Consider the following 17,804-nt stretch of genomic DNA (forward strand, 5'->3'; position numbering starts at 1 on the left):
CCTCAGTCCCAGTCCAGGCCGCCGCGCCGCCAGACATAGGCGTATGCGACGAAGACCGCGACGATGAACAGGACCATCTCCACGAAGCCGAAGATCGGCAGGGCGTCGAAGGAGACCGCCCAGGGGTAGAGGAAGATGATCTCGATGTCGAAGACGATGAAGAGCATCGCCGTCAGGTAGAACTTGATCGGGAACCGGCCGCCGCCGACCGGCTGCGGGCTCGGTTCGATGCCACACTCGTACGCCTCGAGCTTGGCCTTGTTGAGACGCCGCGGGCCGGCGAGTCGGGCGGCGGCCACGGAGAACAGCGCGAACGCCGCAGCGAGGGCGAACAGCCCGATGATGGGTGCGTAAGGAGAGAGCGTCATCGTTGTCCCCTGCTCGTCCTTCCCTGACCTCGGTGGTTGGCCAAAATCACACTATTCACGTCCCTGGGACCTCGGTCGTCGGGGGGTCGTTCTCTGTCCGGCTCGTGGTCGGTCGGTCGGCCGCGGCCGGTCGTCTCCTACACGGCCGGGGCCACCTTCGTCATCGCGTTGATGACCCGGTCCATCGCGTCCCCGCCGCGCGGGTCGGTCAGGTTCGCCAGCAGCTTGAGCACGAAGCGCATGAGCATCGGGTGCGGCATGCCGTGCCGGGTGGCCAGCCGCATCACCTCGGGGCGGCCGATGAGCTTCACGAACACGCCGCCGAGCCGGTAGTAGCCGCCGAAGCGGGCCTTCAGCTCCTGCGGGTATGCCATCAGCGCCCGCTCCCGCTCCGCGCCGGCCGGGCGGGCCAGCGCCTGCACCATGACCTCCGCGGCCATCTCGCCGGACTCCATCGCGTACGCGATGCCCTCGCCGTTGAACGGGTTGACCATGCCGCCGGAGTCGCCGACGAGCAGGACGCCGCGGGTGTAGTGCGGGACCCGGTTGAAGCCCATCGGCAGCGCGGCCCCGAGGGTCGGACCCTCCGCGTTGGACTCGTCGGTCATCCCCCACTCCTCGGGGGTGTTCGCGAGCCAGTCGGTGAGCAGCTTGCGGTAGTTCGTCTTGCCGAACGCGGAGGACGAGTTCAGCACGCCGAGGCCGACGTTCACCCGGCCGTCGCCGAGGCCGAAGATCCAGCCGTAGCCGGGCAGCAGCGCGTCGCTGCCCTTGGCCCGCAGCTCCAGCCACGACTCCAGGTAGTCGTCGTCGTGCTTGGCGGGTGAGCGGTAGTAGCGGCGGACCGCCACGCCGATCGGGCGGTCCTCCCGCTTGGTCAGCCCGAGGGCGAGCGGGAAGCGGCCGGAGACGCCGTCGGCGGCGACCACGAGCGGCGCGTGGAAGGTGGCGGGCTCCTTGTCCGGGCCGACCTCGGCCTGCACGCCGATCACCCGGTCGTCGGCGCCGAGCACGGGGCCGAGGACGTTGACGCTGGTGCGCAGCTTCGCCCCGGCGGCGACGGCCCGCTGCGCGAGCAGGTCGTCGAAGTCGAGCCGGGTCCGCACCAGGCCGTAGTTGGGGAAGCTGGCCAGGTCGGGCCAGTCCAGTTCCAGGCGCACCCCGCCGCCGATCACCCGCAGGCCCTTGTTGTGCAGCCAGCCGGCCTCGGGCGAGGTGTCCACGCCCATCCGGATGAGCTGCCGCACGGCGCGGGGCGTGAGCCCGTCGCCGCAGACCTTCTCCCGGGGAAACTCCGTCTTCTCCAGCAGCAGCACGCGTACGCCGTGCCGCGCCAGGTGGTACGCCGTGGCCGATCCTCCGGGACCGGCGCCCACGACGATGACGTCGGCGTCGTTCTCCACCGCGGTCATCCGCGCCTCCTCCCGCATGCTCGTGAAATGCTTCACAAGCCCATCCGGTTGGAGTCTATGACCGCCGTTACACCAGGCCGCGCTGAGGGGGGCCTAACTTCGCGGAAACGGGCCGGTAGGAGTACCGAAACCGGTCAGGGGCGGGCCGGCGCCGCCGGTCCGAGCCCGGCGTCGAGCCGGATCGCCTCGGGCAGGTGGTCGCGCAACGCGCCGCCCGCCGCGCGGTCGAGCGCCGCCAGCACCTCGGCGACGACCTGCCGGACATCAGCGGGATCCGCGCCGGCCAACTCGCGGAGCTGGGCGATCAGCTCGGCGGCGTCGTCGTCGGTGGCGGCCTGGTCTGGTCCCGTCATGGGGGCGAGCCTACGGGACAAAGTAGACCAGAACCGGATATTCACGAAATGACCGGCTCGCGCCTGGTCGTCCGGTCAGTTTCGGACGGCCCGGTGCAGGGCCACCACGCCCCCGGTCAGGTTGCGCCACGCCACCCGGCCCCAGCCGGCCGCGCCGATCCGCGCGGCCAGCGCCGGCTGGTCCGGCCAGGCCCGGATCGACTCCGCCAGGTAGACGTAGGCGTCGGGGTTGCTGGACACCGCGCGCGCCACGGCCGGCAACGACCGCATCAGGTACGACAGGTAGACGGTGCGGAACGCCGGGTTGACCGGGGTGCTGAACTCGCAGACCACCAGCCGCCCGCCCGGCCGGGTCACCCGGGCCAGCTCGCGCAGCGCCGCGTCGGTGTCGTTGACGTTGCGCAATGCGAAGGAGATGGTCACCGCGTCGAAGCTGGCGTCGGCGAACGGCAACCGCAGCGCGTCCCCGGCCAGCAGCGGCACCGACGGGCGCGTGCGCTTGCCCGCGTAGAGCATGCCCAGCGACAGGTCGGCGCCGACCGCGTACGCCCCGGAATGGGCCAGTTCCTCGGTCGAGACGCCGGTGCCGGCACCCACGTCGAGCACCCGCTCGCCCGGCCGCAACCCGAGCGCCGCCCGGGTGGCACGCCGCCAGGACCGGTCCTGCCCGAAGGAGAGCACGGTGTTGGTCAGGTCGTAGCGGGCCGCGACACCGTCGAACATCGCGGCTACCTCGTGCGGCTGCTTGTCCAGGCTGGCGCGCTGGCCCTGCGGGGTACGGCTCACCCCTCCACTCTGCCAGCCGCGCGGCCCCCGCCCCGCCCCGGGTACGCGAGAGGGCGGGGTGGTCGCCCACCCCGCCCTCGCCGCGTCCTGCGTACCGGTCAGTCCTCGGTGCGCTCCTCGCCCGGCGTGACGAGCACCACCTTGCGGCGCCGGGACAGCATCATCAGCGGTCGGGGTCGGCAGAGCCGTCACGCTGCCCGTCGGGGTCGGCGCTCGCCATCGTGGACCGGTAGCGGAAGGTCGTTGTTCCCCCGGGGGTAGGGACGCCGATCAACGCACGAACGAAGGGGCGGTACCGGAGCGACGCAGCGTCGCGCCAGCGTCCCACGGTGAGAGTTCCCATCGATCCCGACAGACGGCAAGGGCGGGATGGTCACCCATCCCGCCCTTGCCGCGGTGCGTTATGTGAACGGCCCTCATGGGCCGATGGAGGACGACCGTCCCCGACGGACGCCGCCAGCGTAATGGCGTCGCCGGCGTGCCGGGCCGTGCTCACCCGGGTCGCCGCCGACCTGTTACCTGCCTGCTCGCGGGCCGGATCGGTGGTGTCGCGCGGGCAGGCTAGCCGCCGGTGATCACGCAGGTGAAGACCCCTGGCGGAAGCTTCACCGGAAACGGCCGGAGCTCCGGCCGCACGACGGGAGCCGACCGGCCGAACGGGGGAACCAGGTCAGTTGACCTCGACCAGCGGCAGCGACTTCCCGGCTCCGCCGCCGGGCAGCGCGATCGACGAGAAGTGCGAGACCACGCGGTCGTCGCTCGGGTCGTCGGCGGGCGTGTGGTGCACCGCGAGCCGGTTGTAGAGCGTGTCCCGCTGCGCGGGGATCCGGTCGGCCGACCGGATCATGCCGATCAGCTCGTGCAGGTTGGAGCGGTGCCGGGCGCCGGCGGAGGAGATGACGTTCTCCTCCAGCATGATCGAGCCGAGGTCGTCCACGCCCATGTGCAGCGCGAGCTGCCCGACGTCCTTGCCGGTGGTCAGCCAGGACGCCTGCAGGTGCGGCACCGTCTCGAAGAACAGCCGGGCCACCGCGACCAGCCGCAGGTACTCCAGCGTGGTCGCCTGGGTGCGGCCCTTCAGGTGGTTGTTCTCCGGCTGGTACGTCCACGGGATGAAGGCCCGGAAGCCGCCGGTGCGGTCCTGCACGTCGCGGATCATCCGCAGGTGCTCGATCCGCTCGGCGTTGGTCTCGCCGGTGCCCATCATCATGGTGGCCGTCGACTCCAGGCCCTGCCGGTGCGCCAGCTCCATGACCTCCAGCCAGCGGGCGCCGGACTCCTTCAGCGGCGCGATCGCCTTGCGCGGCCGGTCCGGCAGCATCTCGGCGCCGGCGCCGGCGATCGAGTCCAGGCCGGCGGCCTTGATCCGGGCGATGGCCTCGTCCAAGCTCACACCGGAGACCTTCGCCATGTGCAGGATCTCGCTCGGGCCGATCGAGTGGATCGCGAGCTGCGGGTAGGCCTTCTTGACCGAGGAGAACAGCTCCTCGTAGTACTCCACGCCGTAGTCCGGGTGGTGCCCGCCCTGGAGCATGACCTGGGTGGCGCCCAGCTCGACCGCCTCGCCGCAACGGCGCAGGATCTCCTCGGTCGGGTGGGTCCAGCCCTCCTTGTGCTTGGGGGCCCGGTAGAACGCGCAGAACTTGCACGCCGTCACGCAGACGTTCGTGTAGTTGATGTTGCGGTCGATCAGGTACGTGACGATGTTGTCCGGGTAGCGGCGCCGCCGTACCGCGTCGGCCGCCTCGCCCAGCGCGTGGAAGGGCGCGTCGATGTAGAGCAGCAGCGCCTCCTCGGGCGTGATGCGCCCGCCGTCCGCGCCGCGTTGCAGGATGTCGTCGATCTCCCGGTTCGCCGTCACACTCCCGAGCGTACGCCGACCGCCCCCGGCCCCGACCGGCCCACCCTGGAGATCCGGCGCGGAAAACACGGTGACGAGCGCCACGCCCCCCGGGAATTCCATCGATAACCTACGATTCATCGATGACTGAGGAACCCGTACCCCGCACGAGGCGCGCGCTCCCCCGGCGCGCCCTGCTCGTCCTCGCGCCACTCGCGGCCGGCGGCCTGGCCCTCGCCGCCGGCCCTCGCCCCGCCGCGGCGGCCACCACCGCGCCGGAGTGCCTCGCCGACCTGCTGGAGCGCTGATGGCCACCATTCCGTGGCTCGCCGACGTGCTGCGCTCGGCCGGCGTCACGGTGGTGGAGGAGGGCAACTGGCTCGGCCGCGTGGCCGGCAGCTCGTTCAACCCGATCGGCGTGCTCTGGCACCACACCGCCGCCACCTCCAGCGCCACCAACCCGCACCCCGCCCTGGGCATCTGCATCAACGGCCGCTCCGACCTGCCCGGGCCGCTCTGCCACGCGCTCGTCGACTACCACGGCGTCTTCCACGTCATCTCCGGCGGGCGGGCCAACCACGCCGGGTCCAGCCGCGGCAGCGGGCCGATCCCGGCCGGTGACGGCAACACGCTCATGGTCGGCTGGGAGATCGACTACAACGGCGTCGACCAGCGGATGACCCCCGCCCAGTACTCCGCCTCCGTGCTCGCCACCGCCGCCGTGCTGCGCCGGCTGGGCCGCGACGCCTCCTACGCGCGCGGGCACCGGGAGACCAGCACCACCGGCAAGATCGACCCCTCCTTCATCGACCTCGACAGCATGCGCGCCGACGTCGCCCGGCAGCTCACCGGAAACCCACCCCTCGAACTGTGGAAGGACGACATGAAGCTCATCCAGTCCACCAACCGGGGCATCGCCCTGGTCGGCCCCGGTTACTTCCGCCTGCTCCGCAACAACGAGGAGGTCTACGCCGCCGTCGCGCTCGTCGGCAACCCGCTGATCGGCAACGACCGCCAGTTCGACCTCTGGCGCAGCATCGCCTTCGACGGCGAGGTCAAAGCGCCGAGCTGAGCCGCGTCCGGGCGACGGGCGCGTCGGCGGCCTCGCGTCCGGCGCCTAGGCTCGCGGCGTGTCCGTCGCATCACATCCCCACACCCCGGTAGTCGTGGCGGGCGCCCGCCCCGCCCACTGGTCCCTCGCGATGACAGCCGTGGTGGCCGGCCTCGGCCTCGCCGTGATCGTGGTGAACACGCTCGTCGGCTACCTGACCGTCGGCCTGTCGCAGGCCGTGCCGATCTGCCTCGGCCTGGCCGGCTGCTTCGCCTTCGCCGTCGCCCTGCGCCTGCTGCACCGGGCCTGGTGGCTGGCTGTCCTGTCGGTGGTGCCGGCCCTCTTCGTGCTGGTGGGCAGCGTGCAACTCGCCCCCGAGGCGGTGCTGCAGCAGCGGGGCGTCGCCCAGCAGGTCACCATCACCGACGTGCAGACGTCCGGCAAGCGGCACGAGTTCGCGCTCCGCGGCGACTCCGGTCCGCTCGACGAGCCACTCGTCTACCGGGGCAGCGCTCCCGGCTACCGGGTCGGCCAGCAGCTCACGGTGCTCACCGACCCGCAGCGGCAGGTGGAACTGGCCGACGCCGAGGACGTCGACGTCGCCGGCAAGCGGAGCATGCTCGTGTTCGGCGCGGTCGGCTGGACGCTGTTCGCGCTCCTCGCCGGATGGCGCGGCCACGTCCGGCGGGCCCGGGGCCGTCAGGCCATGGCGCCGCTGCCGATCTGACCGGCGGGCGCCGGCCCGCCGGTCACCTCACGCGTCGTAGTCGACTGTCAGCTCGTCGGTGACCGGGCTCGACTGGCAGGTCAGCACGTAACCGGCGGCCACCTCGTCCGGCTCCAGCGCGTAGTTGCGCGCCATCGTCACCTCGCCCGAGATCACCCGGGCCCGGCAGGTCGAGCACACCCCGCCCTTGCACGCGTACGGCAGCTCGCCGCGCACCCGCAGGGCCGCGTCCAGCACCCGCTCGTCCCGGCCCATCGTGAAACTCGACGAGCGCCCGTCCAGCACGATCGTCACCTCGGCGCCGGCACCGGGACGCTCGACCTCGCGGCGCACCGGCTCCGGCGGGGCGTCGACGTGGAACAGCTCGGTGTGCACCGCCGCGTCCGGCACGCCGCGACCCGCCAGCACCGCCTTGGCGTCCACCACCATCCCGTACGGGCCGCAGAGGAACCACTCCTCGATCTCGTCCCCCGGTACGACGGTGTCGAGCAGCCGGGTCAGCCGGTCGGCGTCGATCCGACCGGACAGCAGCGCCGACTCGCCCATCTCCCGCGACAGCACGTGCACCAGGTGCAGCCGGGTCGGGTAGCGGTCCTTCAGGTCGGCCAGCTCCTCGGCGAACATCACCGAGTTCGCCGTGCGGTTGCCGTACACCAGCGTGAACGTGCTGCGCGGCTCGACCGCCAGCGCGGTCGCGGCCAGCCCGAGCACCGGGGTGATGCCGGAACCGGCGACCACCGCGCCGTACCGGCGGACCCGGTCCGGGGTGAACGCGGAGGTGAAATGGCCCAGCGGCGGCAGCACCTCGACGGTGTCGCCACCGCGCAGCGCACCGCACGCGTACGCGGAGAACGCCCCGCCCGGCACCTCACGCACCCCGACCCGCAACCGGCCGTGCCGGGCCAGCTCGTCGGGGGTGGAGCAGATCGAGTACGACCGCCGCACCTCCCCGCCGTCGGCGTCGGCCGGGCGGCGGACGGTGAGGTGCTGCCCGGCGGAGAACGCGAACGTCTCGCGCAGCTCCTCCGGCACCGCGAACGTGATCGACACCGAGTCGTCGGTGAGCCGGTCCACGGCGGCCACGGGCAGCGGGTGGAAGACCGGCCGGCGGCGAACCGGCCGCGTGATGGTGACAGTCACAGCGCCTTCAGGTGGTCGAAGGGTTCGGAACAGGAGCGGCAGCGCCACAGCGCCTTGCACGCGGTCGAGCCGAAGCGGCTGATCTGCGTGGTCTCCGGCGACCCGCAGCGCGGGCAGCGTACGGCGAGGGTCAGCGGCACCACGGTGTCGTCGCCGCGCGGCGCCGGCGGGGCGATGCCGGCGGCGGCGAGCTTGGCCCGGCCCGCCTCGGAGATCCAGTCCGTGCTCCACGCCGGGTGGTAGACCGTGCGCACCTCGGCGTCCGGATGCCCGGCGACGGTCAGCGCCCGGCGGATGTCCTCGCGGATCACGTCCATGGCCGGGCAGCCGGTGTAGGTGGGGGTGATCGTGACGACGACCCGGCCGGTGCCGGGCTCCTCGTCGACAGCGCGCAGGATGCCCAGCTCGTCGATGGTGATGACCCGGATCTCCGGGTCCACCACCGCCGCCGCGGCGTCCCTCGCGCTTGTCACCAGCTTGCTCCGGGGTGGGCGCGGTGCAGCACCTGCATCTCGGCGAGCAGGTAGGAGAGGTGTTCGGTGTGCAGGCCGTCCCGGCCGCCGCCGGGCGTCCAGCCCGTCTCCGGGCGGGTGAGCGTCGCCTCGTCCAGCACGGCGGCCACAGTGGCGTCGAAGTCGGCCCGAAGGGTGGCCGGGTCGACCGGCGCCGCCGGGTCGGGGTCGAACAGCTCGTGGACGTACGGCCACATCTCGTCGACCGCATCCTGCATGCGCCGGTGCGACTCCTCGGTGCCGTCGCCGAGCCGCTTCACCCACAGCGCCGCGTGGTCCAGGTGGTACGCCGACTCCTTGCGCGCCTTCGCGCCGACCGCCGCCAGCCGCTCGTCCGCGCAGCCGGCCAGCGCCGTGTAGAGCGGCACCTGGTACGCGGCCAGGAAGAACAGCTTCGCCATGGTCACGCCGAAGTCGCCGTTGGGCAGCTCGACCAGCAGGCAGTTGCGGAACTCGCGGTCGTCGCGCAGGAAGGCCAGGTCGTCCTCGTCCCGGCCGGCGCCCTCCAGCTCGCCCGCGTACGTGAGCAGCAGCCGCGCCGCGCCGAGCTGGTCGAGGGCGATGTTGGCGAGCGCGATGTCCTCTTCCATCTCCGGCGCGCGGGAGGTCCACTCGCCGAGGCGCTGCGCCGCGATGAGCGCGTCGTCGCCGATGGCGAGCGTGAAGTCGAACCGGCTCATAGGTGGGCCGCCCCTTCGGGGACCTCGTAGAACGTCGGGTGCCGGTAGACCTTGTCGGCGGCCGGGTCGAAGAACGAGTCCTTCTCGTCCGGGCTGGACGCGGTGATCGCGCTCGCCGGCACCACCCAGATCGAGACGCCCTCCTGCCGGCGGGTGTAGAGGTCGCGGGCGTTGCGCAGGGCCAGCTCGGCGTCGGGGGCGTGCAGGCTGCCGACGTGGGTGTGCGACAGGCCACGGCGGGCCCGCACGAAGACCTCCCAGAGGGGGGAGGACGCGCCGCTCACGCCGCTTCGCTCGGTGCGTTCGCTCATGCCGTGCTGGCTGGGCATGCCCTCACGGCCCTCGCTCCGCTCGGTGCGTTCGCTCATGCCGCCACCGGTTCCTTTCGTTCCGCCCGCTTCGCGGCGTACGCCGCGGCGGCCTCCCGTACCCACGCGCCGTCGGCGTGCGCCTTGCGCCGGTGCGCCATGCGCTCCCTGTTGCACGGCCCGTTGCCCTTGATGACACGCATCAGCTCGGCGTAGTCGGGCTGGGTGTAGTCGTACGCCTGGCGCTCGTCGTTCCAGCGCAGGTCCGGGTCGGGCAGGGTGAGGCCGAGCACCTCCGCCTGGCCGACGCACATGTCGACGAAGCGCTGGCGCAGCTCGTCGTTGGAGAAGCGCTTGATCTTCCAGGCCATGGACTGCGCGCTGTGCGTCGAGTCGCCGTCGGGCGGGCCGAACATGGCAAGTGACGGGTACCACCAGCGGTCCACCGCGTCCTGGGCCATCGCCTTCTGCGCTTCGGTGCCGTGCGCCAGCGTGTGCAGGATCTCGTAGCCCTGCCGCTGGTGGAACGACTCCTCCTTGCAGACCCGGATCATCGCCCGGGCGTACGGGCCGTAGGAGCAGCGGCACAGCGGCACCTGGTTGACGATCGCCGCGCCGTCCACCAGCCAGCCGATGGCGCCCACGTCGGCCCAGGTCAGCGTCGGGTAGTTGAAGATCGAGCTGTACTTCTGCCGCCCGTCGAGCAGCAGCTCCACCAGCTCGTCGCGGCTGATCCCGAGCGTCTCGGCCGCCGCGTACAGGTAGAGGCCGTGGCCGGCCTCGTCCTGCACCTTGGCGAGCAGGATCGCCTTGCGCTTGAGCGACGGCGCCCGGCTGATCCAGTTGCCCTCCGGCTGCATGCCGATGATCTCGGAGTGCGCGTGCTGCGCGATCTGCCGGATCAGCGTCCTGCGGTACGCCTCGGGCATCCAGTCGCGGGGTTCGATCTTCTGGTCCGCGTCGATGACGTCGGTGAAGTACGCCTCGACGTCCTCGTCCGGCGCCGGACCGCCGCGCCGCGCCCGCGCCGCCGCTTCGCGCAGCGCCGCCTCCGCGGCCTCCACCTCGCCGAGCAGGCCGCCGCCCGGAGCGTCCTCCGGCGGAGCGAAGTCATTGCCATACATGTAGCCAGTGTTACAGCTCGGCACGATTGACACCAGAGGGTGTAACAGCTTTCAAGGGCCACCTTCCGTGACCGGACAAGCGCCTGCCGTGGTCGGCGACGATCGGCGAGTGACTGTGATGTCGATTACTCCACGAAGGTGAAACCCCCCAAGACTGGCAAAGTACGTCAATAACCCGCCCTTCCGGCCAAGTCGGCGGGTGTCGAGACCTGGCATATCGACAGCCCGGAAGTAGACTTCCCCCGGCAAGCCGTTCGGCTCCAAGATCGTCACCGTTCAGGCCAACTTCCCCCGGCCTTGTGGCGACCGGAGCGAAACCTGCGGAAGCGCCGGTCCCCCCGGCCATACATCTGGAGTTCACCACTCATGCGACCTCGCGTGACCATGGTGCTCGCCATCGTGGCGGTCCTCGTCGGTGGCGTCATGCTGGTGCCCGCCGCGTACGCCAAGTTCGCCGGAGGCAACGGCGAGGGCGGCATCGGCGGCGGCGGGCAGGTCCCGGCGCCGAGCCCGACCGCGCCCGCACCGCCGACGCTCGCCGACGCGCCGGTCTCGGTGAAGTTCGAGGGCGAGTTCTTCTCCTGGGCACTGATGGACCGCGAGACCGGCACCGTAACCGGCGCGAAGAACATGAACCAGACCAGCTCCACCGAGTCGATGCTCAAGGCCTGGATCGTCGCGGACTACCTCCGCCAGCTCGGCGACAAGAAGCCGACCGCCGAGCTCCAGAAGGCGGCGATCCTGGCGATCCGCAACAGCGACGACGACGGCGCCAACCGGGTCTACCGGGAGGCCGGCGGCTCCTACCGGCCGCAACCGGGCGGCAAGCCCGACCCGGTCATCGCGCGCGCGATCCAGATCTGCGGCCTGACCGACACCCGGCCCGGCGACGTGCCCGACTACAAGGGCTGGTGGAGCTTCACCGAGATGTCCCCCCGCGACGCGGCCCGCCTCGGCGACTGCATCGCCGACGGCCGCGCCGCCGGGCCCACGTGGACGAAGTGGCTGCTCAGCGAAATGACCAAGGTGGCCGGCAGCGTCAAGCAGCAGCGCGAGCGCTCCGGCGGTGGCCGGTGGGGCATCATCGACGGCCTGCCCGCGACGATCAAGGCGCAGGGCCCGGTGCACATGAAGAACGGCTGGACGCAGCTCGCCTACGACGGCAACTGGCACGTCAGCTGCCTGGCGTTCACCGACAAGTGGAGTCTCTCGGTCATGATGCGCTACCCGGCCAGGGCCGGCCTGTCGTACGGCGCGAGGATGTGCGCCAGCGTCGCCACCCAGCTCGTGACGCCGCAGCCCGGCGCCGCGCTCAAGGTGCCGCAACAGCCGATCGGGAAGCTCTGATGGCCGGCGCCCGGCGTCGACCCGGCAGCCATCGCCGCCCACTGGCGTTCAGCGCGCTGGCAGTCGTCCTCGTCGGACTGCTCGGCCTCTCCCTGCGGGTGATCCCCGGCTCGCCGCTGGAGGCCACCGCGAACTCGCACGCCGAGCCGACGGCCGAGCGGTCCGCCAAGCAACCAGTCGACCGCAACGCGACGCGCGTCGCCCCCTCACCGGCGCTCACCCCGCTGCCGTTCCAGGAGAAAAACCTGGACAGCCTGAAGATCAAGGGCTGGTACGGCTGGTCCGTGCTGGACAAGCGGACCGGAAAGATCATCGGCTCGGCGAACATGGACGAGACCAGCACGACCGCTTCGCTGATCAAGTCCTGGGTGGTGGCCGACTACCTGCGCCTGCGCGCCGAGGACGGCAAGACGCCGAGCGAGGCGAAGCTGGCCGACGCCACGAAGATCATTCGGGACAGTGACAACACCCGCGCCCAGGAGTTCTACGAGAGCGTGGGCGGTTCCGACTCGATCGAGCGGCTGATCTCGATCTGCAAGCTCACCGACAGCGCGGTCGCCGACGACGGTGGCTGGAGCCGCACCGAGCTGTCCCCCCGGGACACCGCCCGTCTCGGGCTCTGCATCGACGACGGCCGCGCGGCCGGGCCGAAGTGGACCAAGTGGCTGCTCAACGAGATGCGCCAGGTACGCGCTCCCGGTGACTTCGGCATCCGCAAGGCGTTCCCGGCCGCCCAGCAGAAGAAGATCGCCATCAAGAACGGGTGGATCGACCGGGACAAGGAAGAGGAGTACCACGTCAACTGCCTCGCCATCGGCGACACGTGGACGATGGGCGTGATGGTCCGCAGCCCGTTCGGCGTCGAGGGCGGCTGGGAGTACGGCATGGACGCCTGCGAACGGATCACCAAGGCGCTGCTGCGCCCGGCGACCTGACCCGCCCGGCTGCCTGCCGCGCGGGCGGCAGCCGAGCCGCACGCTCAGCCCTGGAAGAACTCCGGGCCGTCGGCCGGCAGTGCCGGCACCTCCCCGTACGCGGCCGCCCGGCGGGCGAACTCGCGCAGCCCGGCCACCTGCCGCTCACCGAGCGAGAAGTCCAGCGCCCGGAAGTACGTGGCGAGCGTGTCCGCGTCGAACGTCTCCCAGCGGGCAGCCGCCTCCGCCACCTGGTCCAGCTCGGCCAGGCACAGGTCACGCGAGCGCAGGAACGCCTCGTGCACCTCCTTGACCAGGCCCGGGTGGGCGGCGGCGAAGTCACGGCGTACCGCCCAGACGGCGAAGACCATCGGCAGCCCGGTCCAGTCGTGCCACGCCTGACCCAGGTCGGTCACTTCGAGGCCCTTGGCGGGCGCCTCGTACAGCGCGCGCAGCGCCACGTCGCCGATCAGCACCCCGGCGTCTGCCTCCAGCAGCATCTGGGTCAGGTCCGGCGGGCAGCGGAAGTACTCCGGCCGCACCCCGTGGCGCTCGGCGAGCAGCAGCTGGGCCAGCAGCACCCCGGTACGCGAGGTGGAGCCGAGCGCGACCCGGGCGCCGTCCAGCTCACCCAGCGGGCGGGTGGACACCATGTTCACCGAGAGCACCGGCCCGTCGCTGCCGACCGCCAGGTCGGGCAGGAGCAGCAGGTCGTCGGCGTGCTTGAGGAACTCCACGAGCGTGATCGGGCCGATGTCGAGGTCACCGGCGACCAGGTCAGCGCTGAGCCGGTCCGGCGAGTCCTTGTGCAGGTCGACGTCGATGAGCGCGCCGGACCGCATCAGCCCCCAGTAGATGGGCAGGCAGTTGAGGAACTGGATGTGCCCCACCCGGGGGCGGGCGATGCGATCGGCCATGACCCGACCGTATCGCCGCGGCCTTTCCCCCGCCGCCGGGGGAGCCGATCGAGTGGTGAACCCCGCACCCGGCGGTAAGGAAGGGCCCCTTGTTAACGCCTCCGGTAGAGGAAGGGGCCCTTCTTAACACCAGCTCACGCGGCCTCCACCGCCACGGCTGCGTCGGGGACGACGGCGCGCTCGGCGCGTACCGCCCGCCGGACCGGTCCGGTCAGCGCCACCACGACCAGCAGGCCCGCCACGCCGCAGCCGGCGATCAGCGCGCGCGGGCCGGCCACCTCCAGCAGCAGGCCCCCGACCAGGTAGCCGCCCATCGCGGCGCCCTGCGCCGCCGCGCCGAAGACCGCGAACGCCCGGCCCCGGGCCGCCTCCGGTACCCGCCGGGCCAGCAGGAGGTTGTTGAAGACGTTGTCGCCGCCGTTGCCCACCCCGCCCAGCAGCCAGATCGGCACGAGCAGCCACGCCGAGGGCACCGCGGCCGACACGAGCACCGCCAGGCAGCATCCGCCGAGCAGCACCAGCCCGGCGCCGAGCAGCGCGCCGTCGTCGGCGAGCCGGCGGGCGACCCGGGCGAACAGCCACGCGCCGAGCACGATGCCGAGCGTCCACGAGCCGGTGACCAGCCCGTACACGGTGGCGCTGCTGCCGAGCGTCTCCCGGATGAAGAAGACCTCGATCACGTTCACCGCCCCGACCGCGCCGATCACCGCGGCCACGCTGCCGACCATCACCGTGAGCAGTGGGTCGCGCCGGAACCGCCACGGGGGCGCGACCGCCGCGGCCGTCCCGGCCGTCACCCGGCGGCCTCCCCTTCGGGTACGGACGAGCAGCCCGGCCGCCACCAGCGAGAGATAGCTGAGCGCGCCGAGGAGCAGCGGCACCCGGGTGCCGAACTGGCCGACGAGGAGCCCGGCCAGCGCCGGTCCGGCGAGCGCGCCGAGCGTGCCGGCGGTCTGGTTCAGCGCGCCGGCCCGGGGCAGGTCCTCGGGCCGCACCATGACCGGCACCAGCGCGGAGATCACCGGCTGGGTGACCGCGAGGCCGGTGGCCAGCAGCGCCACCAGTGCGATCACCAGCGCCGGCTCCGGGGCGTACGCGAGCGCCAGGCATGTCGCGCCCTGGCCGATCCCGGCGACGGTCAGCAGCACCCGGCTGTCCACCCGGTCGGCGAGGCGGCCGGTCAGCGGGGCGAGCGCCACCAGCGGCAGCGTCGCCGCGAGCAGCAGCCCGGAGACGGCGAGCCCACCGGCTCCGGCGGACTGGAGCGCGAGCGTCAGGGCGCTGGTGACCAGAAAGTTCCCGCAGCTGGAGATGCCGCGCGCGGTGGCCGCGAGCCAGACGTCCGGCCAGCGCGAGGAGCCAGATGCGAAGGACATACTTCGAAAATAATCCTTCACACCTGGCGGACGCAACCCCTCAATCGATAGGCATCGCCCGGTACTGCGCCGCCACCGGGCGGACCCCGGCGGGTGGATCGGTCCGGTTCCGCCGCCGGTACGGCTCCATCAGCTCCTGGATGGCCTGATTCAGCCCGGTCAACTCCTCCGCGGTCACCAGCAGCACGCTGTCGCTGAGCCAGGTCGCCTCGTACCACTCCTGCGGCTCGTCCGGCGCCTTACGCAACCAGTCCCGGACGCGCTGCGCGTCGCGGACCAGATGCGCCTCGACCAGGGCCGCCTCGGCCGCACGCGCCTCCGGGTCGGCATCGGGCCCCACCTCGACGTGGAACGACGGATTCACCGCCTGCCACACCCGCTCCCGCGCGTCACCCCGGCCGGGCGCCTGCCGGATCAGCCCGAACTTCGCCAGCTCACGCAGGTGGTAGCTGGTCGCGCTCGGCGACAGCCCGGCGATCTCGGCGCACTCGGTGGCCGTCGCACCGCCCTCCAGCGTGCCGAGATGTTCCATGATCGCCATACGGGCCGGGTGAGCCAGCGCCCGCATCACCTGCGGGTCGCTGATCGTCACCCGGCGCTGCTCGGGCCGCGCCTCGGTCATGCCTCAATGATCCCGCGCCCACGGACGCGAGGTGCAGCCCGCCACCGGCCAGGTCTTGGTACGGAACCGCCCCTCTGAGGGCGGCCGCGTACCAAGATCGCTACGGGTGGGAAAATCGGTGGTGCTGGCCGCTGGATGGCCGTAGCGTGGATGGCCGCCCGACGGCCGCGGTGAGCATGCACCGCAGCGGACGTCCCCGCGCCGGGAGCAGGCCAACCGCCCCGGACACGCGAGCGAGCCTCAGTTGAGCCACCGGAGTTCACAGTGCCCGCAACCGAAGTTGACGCCACCGCCAGTCTCGACGCCGAACTGGCCGCCGAGCGCGCCCACCTCACCGCCTCCCGCGCCGCGCTGACCCGGATGCGGGAGCGCGCCGAAGCGCTCTTCGCCACCGGCGACAAGGTGGCCGGCGACTCGTACACCGCCGAGCAGCTCGGCCGGCACATGGCCCGGCGGGTCAAGGAGCTGGCCGACGATCCCACCACGCCGCTGTTCTTCGGCCGCCTCGACTTCGGGGAGACGGACCCGGACCACGCCGGGCGGGAGTACCACGTCGGGCGGCGGCACATCACCGACGAGCTGGGCGAGCCGCTGGTGCTGGACTGGCGGGCGCCGGTCTCCCGGTCGTTCTACCGGGCCAGCGCGCGTGACCCGCAGGGCGTCGCGGTACGCCGCCGGTTCGGGTTCAGCACGGGCGTGCTGACCAGCTTCGAGGACGAGCACCTGGACCGGGGCGAGGAACTCGGCACGGCCAGCCGCATCCTCACCGCCGAGATCGAGCGCCCCCGTGTCGGCCCGATGCGCGACATCGTCGCCACCATTCAGCCGGAGCAGGACGAACTGGTCCGGGCCGATCTGGCCGACTCGATTTGCGTCCAGGGCGCGCCGGGCACCGGGAAGACGGCGGTCGGACTGCACCGCGCCGCGTACCTGCTCTACCTGCACCGGGAACGGCTGCGCCGCTCGGGCGTGCTCATCGTCGGGCCGAACCGGGCGTTCCTGTCCTACATCGCGGCGGTGCTGCCGGCGCTCGGCGAGGTCGAGGTCGAACAGGCCACCGTGGAGGACCTGGTCACGCGGGTCCCGGTCCGCGCGGTCGACGACCCGGCCGCCGCCGCGCTCAAGCACGACGTCCGGATGGCCGAGGTCCTGCGCCGGGCCGTCGAGGCCCACATCGGTACGCCCACCGAGCCGATCATGGTCTCGGACGGCTCGTACCGGTGGCGGATCGGGCTCGACCCGCTGCACCGGCTGGTCACCGAGACCCGGGCGGAAGGGCTGCCGTATGCCACCGGGCGGGAGCGGGTGCGGGCCCGGATCGTGGCGCTGCTGCAACGTCAGGCCGAGGCGCGCCGGGCGGAGTCGCCGAGCGACGCCTGGCTGCGCCGGATGAGCCGGATCAAGCCGGTCACCGACCTGCTCGACGCGGTCTGGCCGGCGCTCACCCCGGACGGCCTGCTGCACCGGCTGCGCACCGACGCCGCCGCGCTCGCCGCGGCCGCGGACGGCCTGCTCACGCCCGAGGAGCAGGAGCTGTTCCGCTCCGGCAAGATCGCGCGTACCGCGAAGGCGACCCGGTGGACCGCCGCCGACGCGGTGCTCGTCGACGAGGTGGCCGGGCTGCTCGAACGGCCCGCCGGCTTCGGGCACGTGGTGGTCGACGAGGCGCAGGACCTCTCCCCGATGCAGTGCCGCGCCATCGCCCGGCGCAGCGAGCACGGCTCGATCACGCTTCTCGGGGACCTCGCCCAGGGCACCGCGCCGTGGGCGGCGACCGACTGGCGGGAGTCCCTGGCCCACCTGGGCAAGCCGGACGCCGCAGTGGTGCCGCTGAGTGTGGGTTTCCGGGTGCCGGCCGCCGTGGTGGCGTTCGCGAACCGGCTGCTGCCGGCGCTCGCCGTCGACGTACCGGCGGCCCGGTCGCTTCGCCACGACGGCGCGCTCGACGTGCGTACCGCCGAGGACCTGACGGCCGCGACGGTGGCCGAGGTGCGGGCGGCGCTCGCCCACGACGGCTCGGTCGGTGTGATCGCCGCCGACGACGCGGTGGACCGGCTGCGCGCGGCGCTCGCCGACGCGGGCGTCGAGACCGCGACCGCCGACGACGTCGAGGCCGCCGCGCGCGTCACTGTGGTCCCGGCGACGCTGGTCAAGGGCCTGGAGTACGACCACGTGGTGGTCGTCGAGCCGGCCGCGATCGTGGCCGCCGAGCCGCGTGGGCTGCACCGCCTCTACGTGGTGCTGACCCGGGCGGTCTCCCGACTGGCCGTGCTGCACCGCGAGCCGCTGCCCGCGCCGCTGGCCGCCTGACCCGGGCAGCCCGGCGC

19 protein-coding genes are annotated in these 17,804 nt (G+C 72.4%); 6 read left to right on the forward strand and 13 right to left on the reverse strand.

Translation table 11 applies throughout. The features are described from left to right. Positions 1-2: 2 nt before the first annotated feature. The 5 genes from AMK25_RS03360 to mqnC form a co-directional block, all read right to left on the reverse strand. The gene (locus AMK25_RS03360) at positions 3-368 is read right to left on the reverse strand and encodes an NADH-quinone oxidoreductase subunit A (protein WP_013283601.1); all 366 of its coding nucleotides are present in this window, start codon (positions 366-368) and stop codon (positions 3-5) included. 137 nt (positions 369-505) lie between these two features. Beyond that, complete coding sequence (locus AMK25_RS03365; RefSeq protein WP_073826350.1) at positions 506-1,780, reverse strand: geranylgeranyl reductase family protein; 1,275 nt, start codon at positions 1,778-1,780, stop codon at positions 506-508. 134 nt (positions 1,781-1,914) lie between these two features. Continuing rightward, positions 1,915-2,133 carry a hypothetical protein gene (locus AMK25_RS03370; protein ID WP_030500769.1) on the reverse strand — a complete coding sequence of 73 codons (219 nt, stop codon included), beginning with the start codon at positions 2,131-2,133 and terminating at the stop codon, positions 1,915-1,917. A 75-nt stretch (positions 2,134-2,208) separates the two neighbouring features. Further along, positions 2,209-2,919, reverse strand: coding sequence for a demethylmenaquinone methyltransferase (locus tag AMK25_RS03375; protein WP_073826353.1), 711 nt, complete (start codon positions 2,917-2,919; stop codon positions 2,209-2,211). Positions 2,920-3,589: 670 nt separating this feature from the next. Beyond that, positions 3,590-4,780: a cyclic dehypoxanthinyl futalosine synthase gene (gene mqnC, locus AMK25_RS03380; RefSeq protein WP_073826356.1), complete on the reverse strand. Its 1,191-nt coding sequence runs from the start codon at positions 4,778-4,780 to the stop codon at positions 3,590-3,592. A 122-nt stretch (positions 4,781-4,902) separates the two neighbouring features. Here mqnC and AMK25_RS32290 point away from each other — a divergent pair, with 122 nt between their 5' ends. From AMK25_RS32290 to AMK25_RS03390, 3 genes are read left to right on the forward strand one after another with little or no spacing between them, the layout of a single operon-like run. Continuing rightward, positions 4,903-5,067, forward strand: a complete 165-nt coding sequence (locus AMK25_RS32290; RefSeq protein WP_198937427.1) for a hypothetical protein — start codon at positions 4,903-4,905, stop codon at positions 5,065-5,067. Next, entirely contained in the window at positions 5,067-5,831 is a 765-nt protein-coding gene (locus AMK25_RS03385) for a peptidoglycan recognition protein family protein (RefSeq protein WP_225980607.1), read from the forward strand. The genes AMK25_RS32290 and AMK25_RS03385 overlap by 1 nt, the downstream gene beginning before the upstream one ends. Positions 5,832-5,889: 58 nt before the next feature. Continuing rightward, positions 5,890-6,537, forward strand: coding sequence for a hypothetical protein (locus AMK25_RS03390; protein WP_241826229.1), 648 nt, complete (start codon positions 5,890-5,892; stop codon positions 6,535-6,537). 27 nt (positions 6,538-6,564) lie between these two features. On the opposite strand, the gene paaE is transcribed toward AMK25_RS03390, so the two are convergent. Genes paaE through paaA form a run of 5 tightly spaced genes read right to left on the reverse strand, consistent with a single transcriptional unit; the run spans position 6,565 to position 10,301 of the window. Further along, positions 6,565-7,677 carry a 1,2-phenylacetyl-CoA epoxidase subunit PaaE gene (gene paaE / locus AMK25_RS03395; protein ID WP_073826362.1) on the reverse strand — a complete coding sequence of 371 codons (1,113 nt, stop codon included), beginning with the start codon at positions 7,675-7,677 and terminating at the stop codon, positions 6,565-6,567. Continuing rightward, on the reverse strand, positions 7,674-8,150 hold the full coding sequence (gene paaD / locus AMK25_RS03400) for a 1,2-phenylacetyl-CoA epoxidase subunit PaaD (RefSeq protein WP_073826365.1): 477 nt from the start codon (positions 8,148-8,150) through the stop codon (positions 7,674-7,676). The genes paaE and paaD overlap by 4 nt, the downstream gene beginning before the upstream one ends. Continuing rightward, positions 8,147-8,869, reverse strand: a complete 723-nt coding sequence (paaC, locus tag AMK25_RS03405) for a 1,2-phenylacetyl-CoA epoxidase subunit PaaC (RefSeq protein WP_073826369.1) — start codon at positions 8,867-8,869, stop codon at positions 8,147-8,149. Before paaC ends, paaD begins: the two co-directional genes overlap by 4 nt. Further along, positions 8,866-9,180, reverse strand: a complete 315-nt coding sequence (gene paaB, locus AMK25_RS03410) for a 1,2-phenylacetyl-CoA epoxidase subunit PaaB (RefSeq protein WP_073827062.1) — start codon at positions 9,178-9,180, stop codon at positions 8,866-8,868. Before paaB ends, paaC begins: the two co-directional genes overlap by 4 nt. Before the next feature lie 53 nt (positions 9,181-9,233). After that, positions 9,234-10,301 carry a 1,2-phenylacetyl-CoA epoxidase subunit PaaA gene (paaA, locus tag AMK25_RS03415; protein WP_073826372.1) on the reverse strand — a complete coding sequence of 356 codons (1,068 nt, stop codon included), beginning with the start codon at positions 10,299-10,301 and terminating at the stop codon, positions 9,234-9,236. A gap of 366 nt (positions 10,302-10,667) precedes the next feature. On the opposite strand from paaA, the gene AMK25_RS03420 reads away from it, so the two are divergent. Beyond that, positions 10,668-11,648 (forward strand): hypothetical protein, encoded by a 981-nt coding sequence (locus AMK25_RS03420; protein ID WP_073826375.1) that lies wholly within the window; start codon positions 10,668-10,670, stop codon positions 11,646-11,648. Continuing rightward, on the forward strand, positions 11,648-12,583 hold the full coding sequence (locus AMK25_RS03425; protein ID WP_073826378.1) for a hypothetical protein: 936 nt from the start codon (positions 11,648-11,650) through the stop codon (positions 12,581-12,583). Before AMK25_RS03420 ends, AMK25_RS03425 begins: the two co-directional genes overlap by 1 nt. A 44-nt stretch (positions 12,584-12,627) precedes the next feature. Here AMK25_RS03425 and AMK25_RS03430 read toward each other — a convergent pair whose 3' ends face one another. From AMK25_RS03430 to AMK25_RS03440, 3 genes are all read right to left on the reverse strand, one after another. Next, on the reverse strand, positions 12,628-13,479 hold the full coding sequence (locus AMK25_RS03430) for a menaquinone biosynthetic enzyme MqnA/MqnD family protein (protein ID WP_030500756.1): 852 nt from the start codon (positions 13,477-13,479) through the stop codon (positions 12,628-12,630). A gap of 134 nt (positions 13,480-13,613) precedes the next feature. Further along, complete coding sequence (locus AMK25_RS03435) at positions 13,614-14,855, reverse strand: MFS transporter (RefSeq protein WP_073826381.1); 1,242 nt, start codon at positions 14,853-14,855, stop codon at positions 13,614-13,616. Between the two features lie 40 nt (positions 14,856-14,895). Continuing rightward, positions 14,896-15,477: an ArsR/SmtB family transcription factor gene (locus tag AMK25_RS03440; protein WP_073826383.1), complete on the reverse strand. Its 582-nt coding sequence runs from the start codon at positions 15,475-15,477 to the stop codon at positions 14,896-14,898. A gap of 264 nt (positions 15,478-15,741) precedes the next feature. On the opposite strand from AMK25_RS03440, the gene AMK25_RS03445 reads away from it, so the two are divergent. Continuing rightward, positions 15,742-17,787 carry a HelD family protein gene (locus AMK25_RS03445; protein ID WP_073826386.1) on the forward strand — a complete coding sequence of 682 codons (2,046 nt, stop codon included), beginning with the start codon at positions 15,742-15,744 and terminating at the stop codon, positions 17,785-17,787. The last annotated feature ends 17 nt before the right edge of the window (positions 17,788-17,804 follow it).

It is taken from the genome of Micromonospora sp. TSRI0369 (assembly GCF_001905625.1).
GTDB lineage: Bacteria > Actinomycetota > Actinomycetes > Mycobacteriales > Micromonosporaceae > Micromonospora > Micromonospora echinospora_A.

What these genes read in the sequence shown, in the direction of transcription:
- paaA (WP_073826372.1), bottom strand. Translation starts at nt 10,301, where the DNA reads ATGTATGGCAATGACTTCGCTCCGCCGGAGGACGCTCCGGGCGGCGGC.
- AMK25_RS03430 (WP_030500756.1), bottom strand. Translation starts at nt 13,479, where the DNA reads ATGGCCGATCGCATCGCCCGCCCCCGGGTGGGGCACATCCAGTTCCTC.
- AMK25_RS03425 (WP_073826378.1), top strand. Translation starts at nt 11,648, where the DNA reads ATGGCCGGCGCCCGGCGTCGACCCGGCAGCCATCGCCGCCCACTGGCG.
- paaB (WP_073827062.1), bottom strand. Translation starts at nt 9,180, where the DNA reads ATGAGCGAACGCACCGAGCGAAGCGGCGTGAGCGGCGCGTCCTCCCCC.
- AMK25_RS03360 (WP_013283601.1), bottom strand. Translation starts at nt 368, where the DNA reads ATGACGCTCTCTCCTTACGCACCCATCATCGGGCTGTTCGCCCTCGCT.
- AMK25_RS32290 (WP_198937427.1), top strand. Translation starts at nt 4,903, where the DNA reads ATGACTGAGGAACCCGTACCCCGCACGAGGCGCGCGCTCCCCCGGCGC.
- AMK25_RS03385 (WP_225980607.1), top strand. Translation starts at nt 5,067, where the DNA reads ATGGCCACCATTCCGTGGCTCGCCGACGTGCTGCGCTCGGCCGGCGTC.
- AMK25_RS03440 (WP_073826383.1), bottom strand. Translation starts at nt 15,477, where the DNA reads ATGACCGAGGCGCGGCCCGAGCAGCGCCGGGTGACGATCAGCGACCCG.
- paaC (WP_073826369.1), bottom strand. Translation starts at nt 8,869, where the DNA reads ATGAGCCGGTTCGACTTCACGCTCGCCATCGGCGACGACGCGCTCATC.
- AMK25_RS03420 (WP_073826375.1), top strand. Translation starts at nt 10,668, where the DNA reads ATGCGACCTCGCGTGACCATGGTGCTCGCCATCGTGGCGGTCCTCGTC.
- AMK25_RS03365 (WP_073826350.1), bottom strand. Translation starts at nt 1,780, where the DNA reads ATGACCGCGGTGGAGAACGACGCCGACGTCATCGTCGTGGGCGCCGGT.
- AMK25_RS03370 (WP_030500769.1), bottom strand. Translation starts at nt 2,133, where the DNA reads ATGACGGGACCAGACCAGGCCGCCACCGACGACGACGCCGCCGAGCTG.
- AMK25_RS03435 (WP_073826381.1), bottom strand. Translation starts at nt 14,855, where the DNA reads ATGTCCTTCGCATCTGGCTCCTCGCGCTGGCCGGACGTCTGGCTCGCG.